The organism is Afipia birgiae 34632, assembly GCF_000308295.2.
GTDB lineage: Bacteria > Pseudomonadota > Alphaproteobacteria > Rhizobiales > Xanthobacteraceae > Afipia > Afipia birgiae.
In genome coordinates, this window is sequence record NZ_HG326653.1 from 245,073 (window position 1) to 258,942 (window position 13,870).

The 13,870-nt window shown below is 59.9% G+C and carries 11 protein-coding genes; 5 read left to right on the plus strand and 6 right to left on the minus strand.

The window, feature by feature from the left end:
• Positions 1–2,106, plus strand: coding sequence for a molybdopterin-containing oxidoreductase family protein (locus tag BN32_RS15065; protein ID WP_040426572.1), 2,106 nt, complete (start codon positions 1–3; stop codon positions 2,104–2,106).
• Positions 2,107–2,127: 21 nt separating this feature from the next.
• Here BN32_RS15065 and BN32_RS15070 read toward each other — a convergent pair whose 3' ends face one another.
• From BN32_RS15070 to BN32_RS15085, 4 genes are all read right to left on the minus strand, one after another.
• Entirely contained in the window at positions 2,128–2,904 is a 777-nt protein-coding gene (locus BN32_RS15070; protein WP_019199499.1) for a sulfite exporter TauE/SafE family protein, read from the minus strand.
• A gap of 166 nt (positions 2,905–3,070) precedes the next feature.
• Positions 3,071–4,591 carry an acyl-CoA synthetase gene (locus tag BN32_RS15075; RefSeq protein ID WP_019199498.1) on the minus strand — a complete coding sequence of 507 codons (1,521 nt, stop codon included), beginning with the start codon at positions 4,589–4,591 and terminating at the stop codon, positions 3,071–3,073.
• A gap of 69 nt (positions 4,592–4,660) precedes the next feature.
• On the minus strand, positions 4,661–5,851 hold the full coding sequence (locus tag BN32_RS15080) for an ABC transporter substrate-binding protein (protein ID WP_019199497.1): 1,191 nt from the start codon (positions 5,849–5,851) through the stop codon (positions 4,661–4,663).
• A gap of 61 nt (positions 5,852–5,912) precedes the next feature.
• Positions 5,913–6,887, minus strand: a complete 975-nt coding sequence (locus BN32_RS15085) for an NAD(P)H-dependent flavin oxidoreductase (protein WP_019199496.1) — start codon at positions 6,885–6,887, stop codon at positions 5,913–5,915.
• A 97-nt stretch (positions 6,888–6,984) separates the two neighbouring features.
• On the opposite strand from BN32_RS15085, the gene BN32_RS15090 reads away from it, so the two are divergent.
• Entirely contained in the window at positions 6,985–7,884 is a 900-nt protein-coding gene (locus tag BN32_RS15090; protein WP_019199495.1) for a LysR family transcriptional regulator, read from the plus strand.
• Between the two features lie 159 nt (positions 7,885–8,043).
• Positions 8,044–9,174 carry a zinc-binding dehydrogenase gene (locus BN32_RS15095; RefSeq protein WP_019199494.1) on the plus strand — a complete coding sequence of 377 codons (1,131 nt, stop codon included), beginning with the start codon at positions 8,044–8,046 and terminating at the stop codon, positions 9,172–9,174.
• Positions 9,175–9,285: 111 nt separating this feature from the next.
• Here the strand turns inward: BN32_RS15095 and BN32_RS15100 are convergent, their stop codons facing one another.
• Entirely contained in the window at positions 9,286–10,014 is a 729-nt protein-coding gene (locus tag BN32_RS15100) for an outer membrane protein (protein WP_019199493.1), read from the minus strand.
• Between the two features lie 567 nt (positions 10,015–10,581).
• On the opposite strand from BN32_RS15100, the gene BN32_RS15105 reads away from it, so the two are divergent.
• On the plus strand, positions 10,582–11,604 hold the full coding sequence (locus BN32_RS15105; protein ID WP_019199492.1) for a YheT family hydrolase: 1,023 nt from the start codon (positions 10,582–10,584) through the stop codon (positions 11,602–11,604).
• Between the two features lie 299 nt (positions 11,605–11,903).
• Here BN32_RS15105 and BN32_RS15110 read toward each other — a convergent pair whose 3' ends face one another.
• Positions 11,904–12,539, minus strand: a complete 636-nt coding sequence (locus BN32_RS15110) for a class I SAM-dependent methyltransferase (RefSeq protein ID WP_040426573.1) — start codon at positions 12,537–12,539, stop codon at positions 11,904–11,906.
• Positions 12,540–12,914: 375 nt separating this feature from the next.
• Between BN32_RS15110 and BN32_RS15115 the strand changes: the two genes are divergently transcribed.
• The gene (locus BN32_RS15115; RefSeq protein WP_244438199.1) at positions 12,915–13,841 is read left to right on the plus strand and encodes a tyrosine-type recombinase/integrase; all 927 of its coding nucleotides are present in this window, start codon (positions 12,915–12,917) and stop codon (positions 13,839–13,841) included.
• Positions 13,842–13,870 lie beyond the last annotated feature (29 nt).

The following is a 13,870-nucleotide window of genomic DNA, read 5'->3' on the forward strand; positions in this document are numbered from 1 at the left end:
ATGAACGAAATGCGCCACCCCAAGTCCGCCCCGCTCCGGGTCGCCCCGACGGCGTGCCCGCACGATTGCCCCTCGACCTGCGCTCTGGAAGTCGAGGTGCTTGATGAGCGCACCATCGGCCGGGTGCGCGGTGCGCGGGACAACGGCTATACCGCCGGCGTGATCTGCGCCAAGGTCGCCCGTTACGCTGAACGCATCCATCACCCCGACCGCCTGACAAAGCCGCTGCTCCGCACCGGATCCAAAGGCTCCGGGACCTTTGCGCCGATCTCATGGGACTTGGCGCTCGACCTGGTCGCAGAGAAATTCCGCGAGGCCGAGGCGCGCTATGGCAGCGAGGCGGTGTGGCCCTATCAATATGCCGGGACCATGGGTCTGGTGATGCGCGACGGCATCCATCGCCTGCGCCACGCGAAACGATATTCCGGCTTCCATTCCACGATCTGCGTCAATCCGGCATGGACCGGATTCGTCGCCGGCACCGGCAAGCTCGCCGGTCCCGATCCGCGTGAGATCGCAAAGTCTGACTGCGTCGTGATCTGGGGCACCAATGCGGTGAGCACCCAGGTCAACGTCATGACCCACGCGACGCGGGCGCGAAAGGAACGCGGCGCGAAGATCGTCGCCGTCGATGTCTACATGAACGGCACCATGGAGCAGGCCGATCTCGCGGTGCTGGTGCGGCCGGGCACCGACGGCGCGCTTGCCTGCGCGGTGATGCATTGCCTGTTTCGCGACGGCAAAGCGGACCGCGATTTTCTTGCGCAGCATACCGATGCACCGCGCGAGCTTGAGCAGCATCTGCAAAGCCGCGGTCCGGAATGGGCTTCAAAAATTACCGGCTGCCCGGTCAAAACCATCGAGGAATTTGCTGCGCTGGTGGGAAACACCCCGCGCACATATTTTCGGCTCGGCTATGGCTTTTCCCGCTCACGCAACGGCGCAGCCAATATGCACGCCGCAAGCTGCATTGCGGCCGTGACCGGCGCGTGGCGCCATGAAGGGGGAGGCGCATTCCACAACAACGGCGCGATCTATCACTGGGACCGCTTGCTGATCGAAGGACTCGATGTGGTCGATCCATCGATCCGCATGCTCGACCAATCCCAGATCGGCGCGATCCTGTGCGGCGACGCGGATGCGCTGTTCGGCGGACCGCCGGTGACGGCGATGCTGATCCAGAACACCAACCCGGTATCAGTCGCGCCGGACCAGACTCGCGTCAAACAGGGCTTCGCGCGCGAGGATCTGTTCGTGTGCGTACATGAGCAGTTCATGACCGAGACGGCGAAGGTCGCCGATCTCGTGCTGCCCGCCACGATGTTCATGGAGCATGACGACGTTTATCAAGGTGGCGGACATCAATACATTCTTGCAGGCCCCAAACTGATCGAGCCGCCGGGCGAATGCCGCTCGAATCACGATGTCATCGTGGATCTTGCGAAGCGGCTTGGCGCCGAGCATCGCGGCTTCGACATGACGCCGCGTGAGATCATCGACTGGACGCTGCGGGAATCCGGCTGGGGCACGCTGGAAAACCTCGAGCGCGAACGCTGGATCGACTGTCAGCCTGACTTTGAGACTGCGCATTACGCCAACGGCTTTGCGTGGCCCGACGGCAAATTCCGCTTCAAGCCCGACTGGCCGACGGTGCCATTCCGCAGCCCGGGACTTTCCGGTCCCGTCGATGGCTTGCCGCAATTGCCGGATCATTGGACGGTGATCGAGGAGGCCGACGAAGATCATGAATTTCGTCTCGCCACGTCTCCGGCGCGCAATTTCCTCAACTCGACGTTCACCGAGACACCGACTTCGCTCGGCCGCGAACAGCGGCCGACGGTGATGATCCATCCCGACGATGCGGCAGCGCTATCGATCGCGGATGGCGACAAGGTGATCCTCGGCAATCAGCGCGGCGAAGTACGCATTCACGCCAAGACCTTCGAAGGCGTCCGGCGTGGCGTGCTGATCGCGGAGTCGATCTGGCCGAACGAAGCGTATGAAGACGACCGCGGCATCAACACGCTCACGGGTGCAGACCCGATTGCACCCTATGGCGGCGCGGCGTTCCATGACAACCGCGTCTGGATCAAGCCCGCAGCGTAACCTGCCGCCGCTCCCGGCCCATCATCCCATCCAGCTTCGGATCAGCATATAGATCGCGACGCAGGAAATCACACCCACGAAGATATCGTTCAGCAAGGAACGCCTGTCTGCGAGCAGATGCGCCGATTTCACGCCGATATATCCGCCAGCCAGGCCACCGACGATAAAGACTGCGGTCAGCGGCCAATCGATCAGGCCGGAAAAAGCGTAGCTCGCTGCGGTGGTCAGCCCAAAAGCCAGCACGGCCACCAACGACGAGCTTACCGCGTAAACCAGCGGCATGTCGGTCGCAAAGACGAGCGCCGGCACGATCAGGAATCCGCCGCCGATGCCGAAGAAACCGGACAGAATTCCGGTCGCGAGCCCGAGACCAGAGAGCACCGGCGCGTTGGTCTTGCTCAATTGCACAAGCTGGTTGCCGCCGTGATCGCGGCGACGCCGCATCAGCGCAGCGATCACCAGCATCAAGAGCGCAAACATCACCAGCAGACGCTGGCCGTCGACCATCTTGCCGACCAGAGACCCAAGAAATGCTCCGACGACGCCGGCTCCCGCGAGCACTGATGCGCATCCCCACTTCACCATACCCGAGCGTGCGTGGATAATGAGGTTGAATGCGGCACTCGCCGCAACGGCGAACGCACTGGTGCCGATCGCTACATGCGCGTTCGGCACTCCGACCAGATAAACCATCAAGGGAACCGCGAGAATCGAACCGCCGCCACCGACCAGACCCAGCGAAAAGCCGACAAGCGAGCCCGATGCTGCTCCGAGCAAGCCTTGCGCCAAGGAGATCATGCAAAGAACATCATACTGCGTGCCCCCGCCAGCGGTTCATCCAGCCGTGCTGTTGCGTTCGGGACAGCATGACATGATTTCAGCGCAGGACCACCGGCAACGGCAGGATTCGGCAGCTTTCAACAGGTCTGCGAGATTGCGTTAATGCCAGGGATGCACAACCGCGCTACGCGGAAGGCCGATTTTCCCAATAGGGATCACGCAGCTTGCGCTTGAAGATCTTGCCGCTGGCCTCGCGCGGCAGTGCCTCAAGGAAGTTAATGTCTTTCGGCACTTTGAAGTTCGCCAGCCGTTTGCGCAGATAATCCTGCACATCCTTCGGCGTCAGCGCGGCACCGGTATCCGGCTCGATGCAGGCGCACAGCCGCTCGCCGAACTCTTCATCCGGGATGCCGAACACCGCACAGTCGCGCACGCCGTCCATGCCGATCAAGGTGTTCTCGATTTCCGCGGGATAGATGTTGACGCCACCCGAAATCACCATGTCACGCTTGCGGTCACACAGGAACAGATAGCCGTCCTCGTCGAGGTAACCAACATCGCCGACGCTGATCAGACCCTCACGGCCAGCTTCCTCGCGCGCACCGGCCTTGCGGTGATAATCGAAATCCGGGATCGCGGTCTGCCTCATGAAAATCTCGCCGATCTCGTTCAAACCGCAGGGCTCGCCGTTCGGCCCAAAGATCTTGACGATACCGCCTTCGATGACGCGCCCGACCGTGCCGGGTTTCGCCAACGCCTCCTGCGCCGAATGCCAGATTGGAATTCCGGTTTCGGTCGAGCCGAAATACTCGTGAACCACCGGCCCCCACCACGCAATCATCGCCTGCTTCACCGCGATGGGACAGGAAGCCGCGCCATGCACGACGAAACGCAGCGACGACAGATCGTAGCGCGCCTTTACCTCGTCAGGCAGCCGTAGCAGACGCACGAACATGGTCGGGACCATGTGCATGTGCGTGACCTTGTGTCGCTCGATCAACTGCAACAGATCTTCGGGATCGAAGCGCGGCTCGAGCACGATGGTGCAGTCGTGGCGAAATGCCAGCATGCCATAAGAATTGGGCGCCGAATGATACATCGGGCCATTCATCAGAACGACCTGATCCTCGTTCGGTTTCACGCCATAGGTAATCGCGCTGACACGTTCTACGGCAACCATTTTCTCGGGCTGCATCGGCAGACGCCGAACCCCCTTCGGCCGGCCTGTGGTGCCGGAGGTGTAGAACATCGGCGATGCACGGCCGGGCACGTCCCTTAATGGCGCGTGGCCATCGCGCCAGGTGTCCCAATCCACAAGGCCATCGGGCACGCGCGCAAGCTCAGGCGAAACACTGAAAGCATCGCCGATTTCCGGCGGAGTCGTCACCACCAGCAGCGGCAGCCGCTTCGGCAAGCCATCCTTGATCTGGGGCAGCAAGTCGGCGTGGCAGACCAGCGCCTGAGCGCCGCTGTCGGCCAGGATGTAGGCAACCTCCTCGGCCTTCAGGTGCCAATTGATCGGCACCACCGGCGAACCAAGCATCGCGGCGGCCGATGAAGCTTCGAAGAAGGCGAAATCGTTGCGCAACATCATCCCGACGGGCGCGCCGTCGCGAACGCCGAGCGCCTTGAAGCCGTTCGCCGCGCGCGCGATGCGCTCTTGAATCTCGGGAGTGCTGATCTGGCGATCGCCGCTGATGATCATGGTGTCGTTCCAGCTGGAAGAGGACGAGAACGGGCGCGCCGCTGCATCCGCAGCACGCCCGCTGTAAATTTACTGATCGTCGAGAACCTTGCCGAACCCAACCCAGCTCTTGCCGTCGAAGCGGCGCAGTAGAAGTTGCTGGAACGGCAGATAGTCATCCGCTCCTGTGGTCACCGTGATGCCAGGCAACAACAACGGCAACTGAACGTCCTTCAATGAGGCGGCCTGGCGCTTGATATTCTCGGCGCTAATGTCGTCCTTGCACGCCTTGAGAACGGCGACCATCAGTTGGGCGTAGTGATATCCGGCGGCATAGTTGGAATTGTTGAGATCCGCATTCGGCATGTATTGCTTCATGAACGCGAAGTAGTCCTTCACGCCCGGATCGTTTGCCCACTGGACATCATTGACGTCCTTCTGGTTGCTGGACGAAATCATGCCGACGGCATTCTCCAGACCGGCCGGCGCCAGAAACGAGATTGACGCCGCTGAGGTTGGCAGGAATGTCAGCTCGGGCTTCCAGCCCAATTCGGCAATACCTTTGATCAATTGCGACGTGAATTTCCCAAGCACCACGCCGAACAGCACGTCAGCGCCGGAAGCCTTCAAGGTCGCAAGCTGCGAGCTGATGGTCGGCGCACTGGTTTCATAGCTGACCTCAGAGACAATCATCGTGGCAGCTTTGGCGCCGAGCGCGCGTTTGAAGCCGTTGACATAGTCGCGGCCGAAATCGTCGTTCTGCGCCAGGATTGCAATCTTGGCGTTCGGCTTGGTTTGCAGGATGTACTTGGCGTAAATCACACCCTCGGACTCGTAAGCCGCCATGCCGGGCATCGTATACGGGAAGCCCTTCGGATCGGCCCATTTGGTCGCGCCGCTGAGAACGAAGAGCTGGGGGATCTTCTTGCCGTTGAGATAGCGATGCACGGCGTTATTGGTCGCGGTGCCGAGCGAGCCGAACATCACCTGTACCTCGTCCTGCTCGACGAGTTTACGCGTATGCTCGACGGTCTTCGGCGGCGAATAGGCGTCATCCATGCTGATGAACTTCACCTTGCGCCCGTTGATGCCCCCCTCGGCATTGACCTTCTCGAAATACGCTTCCTGCACACGGCCAATCGTGCCGAAGCCAGACAGCGGCCCGCTGTAAGGCAATGTCTGTCCGATGCGGATTTCGCCCTTCTTGTCCGCCAGCGCTTGCGTCAGTCCGCAAGCGGTGAGCGTCAGCAACGCAATCGTGTGCAGTGATCCGGCTTTCATGGTTCTCTCCCTATTTGATTGTTGTCATCGGACCGCGCTTATGCGCGTGCCCCCATGTAGTTCAGGCGCTTGCGCGCCGCGTGAAATCGCCACTGGCTTCGGCAAACTCCGCCTTCAGGCGCTCGACCAGTTCCGCCACCGGCGGCACGTCGGTGATCTGGCCGATGCCCTGCCCCGAGCCCCAGATATCCCGCCAGGCCTTGACCTTCATATTGCCGCCGGAACCGAAGTTCATCTTCGTCTTGTCGGCGACGGGCAGATTATTCGGATCGAGACCCGCAGCCGCGATCGAGGGGCCGAGATAGTTGCCGTGAACGCCGGTGAACAGGTTGGTATAGACCGTGTCATGGGCAGCGTAGTCGGTCAGCGCCTTCTTGTAAGCGGGATCGGCATTGGCCTCGACGGTGGCGATGAAACGCGTGCCCATGTAGGCCATGTCGGCACCGAGCGCGAGCGCGGACGCAATGCCCCAGCCGTCGGAGATCGCACCCGACAGCAGAATGGTACCCTTGAACCACTGCTTCACTTCACGCACCAGCGCGAAGGGCGACAACGTTCCGGCATGGCCACCCGCGCCGGCGCAGACCAGAATGAGGCCGTCGACACCCTGCTCCGCCGCCTTGCGCGCGTGCTTCACGTTGATGACGTCGTGAAACACCACGCCGCCATAGGAATGCGCCGCATCGACGATCTCGGACGGCGGACGCAACGAGGTGATGATGATCGGAACCTTATGCTTCACGCAGGTTTCCATGTCCTTCATCAACCGGTCGTTGGAGGCGTGGCAGATCTGGTTGACCGCGTAAGGGGCAACTTTCTTGTCCGAATTCTGCGCTTGATATTCGCCGAGTTCATCCTCGATCTGCGTCAGCCACTCGCCGAGCTTCTCGACCGGCCGCGCATTCAGCGCCGGGAACGAACCGACGATGCCAGCCTTGCATTGCGCGATCACGAGTTCGGGACCCGACACGATAAAGAGCGGCGATCCAAGAACGGGAAGTTCGAGCGTACCGGTGAGCGAAGCTGGAAGCGGCATCGGATTTTTCCTGCGTTGAATGTGAGCGACGATAACATCTTGACCTGCCCCCCAAATCTCCAATATTGAACAGTTGCGATATCAGGATTGAACAGTGATGGATTGGGATCTTTGCCGGACCTTCATCGCCGTCGCCGACTCCGGCAGCTATCTTGGCGCCGCCCGCCGATTACGCTCGAGTCATCCAACGGTTGGTCGCGAAATCGCGGCGCTGGAAGCTCAACTCGGGACCAAACTGTTTGTCCGCTCCAATGACGGCCTGGTGCTGACGGCGCAGGGGCGCCGATTCCGCGAGCATACAGGGGCGATGGAGGCGGCTGCGCTGCGGGCCGAAGCCGCAGTGTCCGCCACGGGCACGAAGGCGAGAGGGCAGGTCAAGTTCTCGATCGGTCCGACGCTGGCGGCCTACTGGCTGATGCCGCACATGGCGTCATTCATCGAGACCCATCCCGACGTCCAGATCGAGTTCGTCACCCACCCGTTCCCGGTGAGCGTGCGCAAGCGCGAGGCAGACATCGTGTTGCGCATCTATCAAAGCGGCGACGAGAATCTGGTCGGCCGCAAGATCGCGCGCCTCGGTGTCGGCTTCTATGCGTCGCGCGATTACGCCGCTCGCCGCCCGCTGCCCGCGCACCGCGACGACTGGAAGCACCACAGTGTCGTCGGCTTCGCGGACCGGGCCTCGAACGCCGAACTCGGACGCTGGAGCGATCATGTCGCGCGGCAGGCATCTGTGGTGATGCGGTGCTCATCGCAGGCTGACATGCTGGCCGCCGTCCGTGCCGGGATCGGCATCTGTGCGATGTCCTGCATCGTCGGCGATGCGCATGACGACCTGATCCGCGTAGCGCCGCAAAAGCTGGCTGGCATTTCGGACATCTGGCTGCTGGCGCATCCCGACCTGATCGATCTGCCACCGGTCCGCGCCATTATCAATTTTGTCACGCAACGCTCCCGCGCCGACCGCGAAATTCTCAGCGGCGCCGCAAAGGCATGAAACGCGTGATGGATAAAAACCCTGTAAATCAATTGTCTTTTATTTGAACCGCCGCATTGCCTGCGAGCTTCAATCCAGCGCAAGGTATGCCCCCTGCCGCCAACGGCGCGGCTACAGCACGCGTTCACAAGCAAGAATCAATTATCACGGGAGATCACAATGGGTTTCGAGGGACTTCAGCTTCGCTCCTTGATCAGGAAGAGCGGTGAACTCGAACTATCGCTCGCCAAGGTCAAAATTCCCGAGCCGGCCGCCGACGAAGTCATCGTCCGGGTCGAGGGCTCTCCAATCAACCCTTCCGATCTGGGCCTGCTTGTGGGCGCGGCCGATATGACGACCGCCAAATCGTCCGGCACCAATGATAATCCGGTCGTGACGGCAACCGTCCCGGAGTCGTTGATGCGGGCGATGGCGGGTCGCCTCGATGAATCGATGCCGGTCGGAAATGAAGGCGCCGGTGTTGTCGTCGCGGCCGGAAGCTCCAGCAGAGCGCAGTCAATGATCGGCAAAATGGTCGCCATGATCGGCGGCGCCATGTACGCGCAGTACCGCTGTATCAAGGCCGCTGACTGCCTTGTGCTTCCCGATGGAACGACAGCCGCGGAAGGCGCTTCGTGCTTCGTCAATCCACTGACATCCCTGGGGATGACAGAGACCATGCGGCGTGAGGGACACAAGGCGCTCGTGCACACGGCAGCGGCGTCAAATCTCGGTCAGATGCTGAACAAGATTTGCCTCACGGACGGCATCGGCCTCGTCAACATCGTGCGCAATGCCGAGCAGGAAGCAATCCTCCGCAAGATCGGCGCGACCTACGTCTGCAATTCTACCAGCGCAACTTTCATGGAAGACCTGACGCAAGCATTGGTGGCGACAGGCGCGACGCTGGCATTCGACGCCATCGGCGGCGGCAAGCTGGCGGGCCAGATCCTGACCTGCATGGAAGCGGCCGCCAACAAGACCGCCAAGGTCTACAGCCGATATGGCTCGACCGTTCACAAGCAGGTCTACATTTACGGCGGCCTCGATACACGCCCGACAGAAATCAACCGCAGCTTCGGGATGGCTTGGGGCATCGGCGGCTGGCTGCTGTTCCCGTTCCTGCAGAAAATAGGACCGGCGGAAGCGCAGAAGTTGCGCGAACGCGTAGCCGCGGAACTCAAGACCACCTTCGCCAGCCATTACACTCAGGTCGTGTCGCTGCAGGAAGCGCTGCAGCTCTCAAACATCGCTGCCTACGGCAAGCGCGCAACGGGCGAGAAATTTCTTATCAATCCGAACAAGGCTTGATGGGTTGCGCAGCCCGCCGAAGACGGACTGCGTCGATATGCGCCGACGTGAGAAGCTCAACAAAAAAGGCCCCGGTTATCCGGGGCCTTAAGTTTGTCTGGAGAAAACTTATTAGTACTTCGCGACGACCGGGCCACCCCAGTTGAAGCGATAGTTGACGCCAACCTTCACAGTGTGGAGGTCGTCCTTGTAGGACAGCGCCCGAGCGCCAACATTGGTGTAGGCGACGTTGGTGGTGTCGAAGTTGTAGTACTGGTACTCAACCTTCGCCGACCATGCGGGAGCGAACATGTACTCCAGACCGCCACCGACGGTGTAGCCGGTCGATTCGCGGCTGGCGACGGCCGGCAGGAAGCCAGCGGTTGCAGCAAGACCGTTGTTGTCACGGAACGCGACACCGCCCTTGGCGTAGATCAGGCCCGGACCCCAAGTGTAACCGAGGCGACCGGTGACCGAAGCGAGCCAGTCGGAACGATCACGGAGCGAGTTCACGCCGCTGGTGAAGGTGCGGTCGCTGTTCGACAGGCCGGAAATCTGGCCTTCGATACCAACCAGCCAGTTCGGAGCGAACTGGTAGTCAGCGCCGATCTGGCCACCGCCGAGGAACGCTGCGTCACGGTTGGTGCCGACGAGGGTCGGGTCGGTAGTGGTGAAGCCGTTGTCACCACCGAAAGCGGCGCCGATGTGCACACCGGCGTAGAAGCCGGTCCAGTTGTAAATTGGCGCAGGCGCGTAAACGGGCGCCTTGGTGTAGGTGCGAGCCGGCAAGTCGGCAGCGACCGAAGCGGTGGAAGCCAGAACGGCAGCCGAGAAAGCCAGCAGTGCGGAACGATAACCCATCTCTTTTCTCCCCATGTTGAGTTGGGCGGACCCTATCGGCCTCCCAGTTAACGAGAAATGGACGACGGGCCGGATGGTTTCCTTCTAGGGGCCTCGCGGGATGCATTCTCTTCCAGCGTGACAAAAAAGAGACTCCGGCGGCCGATTCCGAAAGGAACCGTTAAGCATAACGTGGTGCACCCCTCCACCTTGCATTTCCTGGCGGCGAAATCCCCGTCCTGCGTAGTCTAGGCCGCAGCGTTTAGTTGTCGTCGCGGCTCTGTGTTCCGTCCCCACATGGCTTGGACTCCCTTGTGGCTGGGACGAGGAAACAAGCCCGCGGCCTGACCGTTTCGGATAAAGCGATTTTGGCTAAGCTTGAGTCAGGATGCTTTCAGGGAGTCGGTGGCTTGTCGCAACCGGCCAGCCGAGAGCTTTGGAAATTCTGGCCCGGATCAGAAGGGCCCGCTCCCACGGATCTGATCCCGCAGATCATCCGTCGAGAAACTTTGTTGCGCAAGGTTTAAGCGCGCGCGATAACCAACGGGTTGCCCGCGACAGCACAGACCGCATCCGGGAGTGCATCAAATGACGCTCGGTTCAATAACCCGCGAGACTTCAACGCAAGTCGATTTCCCAAGGTTTGAAGCGGGCGCCCCTTGGTGGGGCGGCCACCTTCAAACCATCGTCGGTGCATTCCCCACAACAAGTACGCGTGATCTTGACCAGTACCCTGCCGAGCGATTGTTCGCCGCCGTTCCCGATGGCACGGGCGACAGCATGGTTGCAACGCTCCATCGTCCGATCCACTCGGACATCAACCGATGCGTGGTGTTGCTAATCCATGGAGTCAGCGGCAGCGAAGATAGCAGCTACATTCTGCGGTCAGCGGCTTACTTCCTGAATCTCGGCTATCCCGTTTTGCGAGCCAACCTGCGGGGCGCCGGTCCGTCCCGGCCGCTCTGCAAGCTTCAATACAACGCGGGCACAACTGACGATCTGGTTCATCTGGTGTCCATGGTGCCAGCGGATTTGCGGTCCAACGGAGTCGTAGCGATGGGCTACTCCTTGGGCGCGAATGTGCTGATGAAGTTTCTGGGCGAGCGCGGCTCTTCATCGCCTATAGGAGCCGCTGTTGCAGTGTCCTCTCCCCTTGATCTATCGACAGTGTCTCGTCGGCTCATGCGGTGGGATAACGCGCTGTTTCAATTCGCGATCCTTTCCCAACTGAGAAAGGAAAGCGTCAAGCCCGCCGCGGAGCTTTCAGAGCCGGAAAGGGATGCGGTTCTCAGGACTCGCACTGTTTGGGATTTCGACCAGACTTTTACCGCACCCCGCAACGGTTTTGGTGGTGCGGAGGACTATTATACACGCTCGTCCTGCGGTCCATTTCTCGAGCACATAACCGTGCCTGTTCTGATGATCTATGCATCAGATGATCCGATAGTCCCGAACGACGCCTATCTTCAGTACAGGTGGGACAGAAATCCGAAACTAACCCGGTTGCTTTCGCAATCCGGAGGCCACTGCGGATTTCGGGGAGCCGATCGCCGTGTCTACTGGCATGATGTATGTGCCGCCCGATTTCTGAAGAACATCGAACAGTTCTAGGCGGGATGCTTGACGGCAGGATTACTGGCGGGCCGTGCGGGAGCCGGATGAGAACTACCTCTACGCTATAGTCCTCCAAAGCTCGCCTAAATGACCCTCCGCAGCATCGACGGCCAGTTTGCTTCCGTTCGCTCGTGCGGACAAAGGACCAGCCATGCAAATCACGAAGTGGTCCTTGGATACGCCGTTAATGCGATGCCTGCCGGCGGCAGTATCGGATTTCTCTAGACGTCGAACAGCACTCGGACTTACGTCGAAAAGCAGAATAGGACGGGTTTCCACAGCCTCGGCCGTTCACGTCACCTCTTGCGGGCCACGATGTAAGGACGGTTGTCGTTGCCCTTCGTTGCGTGGCTTTCAGTGGCCAGAATGTCGAAGCCTGCGGCACATATATGCTGGCTCAGGTCCGCCGCCCGAAAGACGGCTGCATAGGGTGCCTTGCCGATCACGCGCATCGCGGGCAAGGCAACCCGGATGAGTGGGTTCATATCCCCGACACAGGGTGTCTTGGAGATGAACAAGCCTTTCGCTGCAAGTAAGGCGTGGATGCGGCGCAGTGTGCCAGGCAGATCGCGGACGAGATGGAGATAGTTGAATCCCAGAACCGCGTTAAACTGTGCCGCGTCAGGCGTAAGCGCTTCTGCGCTCGCGGTCCGGAAGACAAGGGCTGGAACGGGGCTAGCGGCGTATTTCTCATTGGCAATTGCGATCATTCCAGCGGAAATATCCGTCGCAAGATAGCCTTGAACATAGCCCGCGAGCCCGAGCGCCGTTGTTCCTGTTCCGCAGCCCAGTTCCAACACCCTGTCGCTCGATCCCAACAGAGCGCGGGTCCGATCCAGCGTGCGCTCATATCCGGCCTTATCCGCAATCGCACCCATGGCGTACTTCCGTGAAGTCCGGTCCCAAAAACGGGCGTCGCTTGCTATGCTCATGTTGGTTGCTTCCTCAGATCGCGACCTTGCCTTATTCGGCATCAATAAGGTCGCAGGCGAAGCCGTGTCCGCTCAGGTCAGGCCCCGCAGAAGCTCGTGCGGTTATCGGCGGTGATTGGGCGTTGTCTCGCAGAATATCGGGCAATCCGCAGGCTGGCGGAGAGAGCGTCCGCTGATAGATGTTCGGCCGCGGTTGTCGACGTTCGCAGATAATAGTTATATATTTGATTTATATGAGTTATTTGCATTCTTTTCGCCTCTGTTCCTTACTGTTCAACCCAATGCGCAAAGCTCTACGGGGACAGTTTGTGGGACGAGGAGAAACTTAAATTGGGATATTCAAGAGAAAGATTGAAAGCGCTGACCGTTAGCCGTTTGACCGTTAAGCCTGGCCTGCACGCCGACGGCGGGGGCCTTTGTCTGAGAGTATCTTCGCCGACTGCTTGCTCTTGGGTTTATCGGTACATGATGAACAAGCGAGCTCGGGAAATGGGACTTGGAAAATATCCCGATGTCACGCTTGCAGATGCAAGGGAACGTGCTTCCGAAGCTCGGAAGCTCAGAGCTCAGGGACGAGATCCAATTGACGAAAGACTTTCTGAAAAGCTGCGCAGAGCAACCGAAGCGGCGAAAGCCGTGACGTTTGAGGCGGCCGCTCACTCCTACATCGAGAGCAACCGACAGGGCTGGAAAAATGCAAAGCATGCTGCGCAGTGGCGAGCTACAATAGAAACTTACGTGTTACCCACCATGGGGAAGGTTTCAGTCCAAGAAATTGATGTTGCCATGGTGTTAAAGGCAATAGAGCCGATTTGGATGTCCAAGCCTGAGACGGCCAGTCGTGTTCGTGGCAGAATCGAAGCGATTTTAGATTGGGCAAAGGCTAGAGGCTTTCGCGTCGGCGAAAACCCTGCCCGCTGGCGTGGGCACCTCGATAAAATTCTGCCCCAGAGATCCAAAATTATGCGAGTGAAACATCACTCTGCTTTGCCGTTTTCTGAATTGCAGACTTTTATGCAAAATTTGAGGTCTCATGACGGGACCTCGGCATTGGCGTTCGAATTTGCCATTTTGACGGCAGCACGAACCGGAGAGGTGTTGGGTGCTCGATGGTCTGAGATCAATCTTGCTGGTGGCGTTTGGACCGTGCCAGCGGAGAGGATGAAAGCGGGCCGAGAGCATCGAGCGCCACTTTCGACTAGCAGTCTGCTGAAAAACCTCGAAATAGAGAGTTTTCGTATTCTCGCCGGTCGTTCGGTCGTTGTTGGGGCGGCGCGGGTGGAGTTGGATGTAATTTTCTAGTCTGGTGTTGGGGTGTACCCTGACGCGGG

Excerpts from the sequence above, each read along its gene's own strand:
- BN32_RS15070 (WP_019199499.1), bottom strand. The coding sequence starts at position 2,904 with ATGATCTCCTTGGCGCAAGGCTTGCTCGGAGCAGCATCGGGCTCGCTT.
- BN32_RS15090 (WP_019199495.1), top strand. The coding sequence starts at position 6,985 with ATGGATTGGGATCTTTGCCGGACCTTCATCGCCGTCGCCGACTCCGGC.
- BN32_RS15110 (WP_040426573.1), bottom strand. The coding sequence starts at position 12,539 with ATGAGCATAGCAAGCGACGCCCGTTTTTGGGACCGGACTTCACGGAAG.
- BN32_RS15095 (WP_019199494.1), top strand. The coding sequence starts at position 8,044 with ATGGGTTTCGAGGGACTTCAGCTTCGCTCCTTGATCAGGAAGAGCGGT.
- BN32_RS15100 (WP_019199493.1), bottom strand. The coding sequence starts at position 10,014 with ATGGGTTATCGTTCCGCACTGCTGGCTTTCTCGGCTGCCGTTCTGGCT.
- BN32_RS15085 (WP_019199496.1), bottom strand. The coding sequence starts at position 6,887 with ATGCCGCTTCCAGCTTCGCTCACCGGTACGCTCGAACTTCCCGTTCTT.
- BN32_RS15080 (WP_019199497.1), bottom strand. The coding sequence starts at position 5,851 with ATGAAAGCCGGATCACTGCACACGATTGCGTTGCTGACGCTCACCGCT.
- BN32_RS15105 (WP_019199492.1), top strand. The coding sequence starts at position 10,582 with ATGACGCTCGGTTCAATAACCCGCGAGACTTCAACGCAAGTCGATTTC.
- BN32_RS15065 (WP_040426572.1), top strand. The coding sequence starts at position 1 with ATGAACGAAATGCGCCACCCCAAGTCCGCCCCGCTCCGGGTCGCCCCG.
- BN32_RS15075 (WP_019199498.1), bottom strand. The coding sequence starts at position 4,591 with ATGATCATCAGCGGCGATCGCCAGATCAGCACTCCCGAGATTCAAGAG.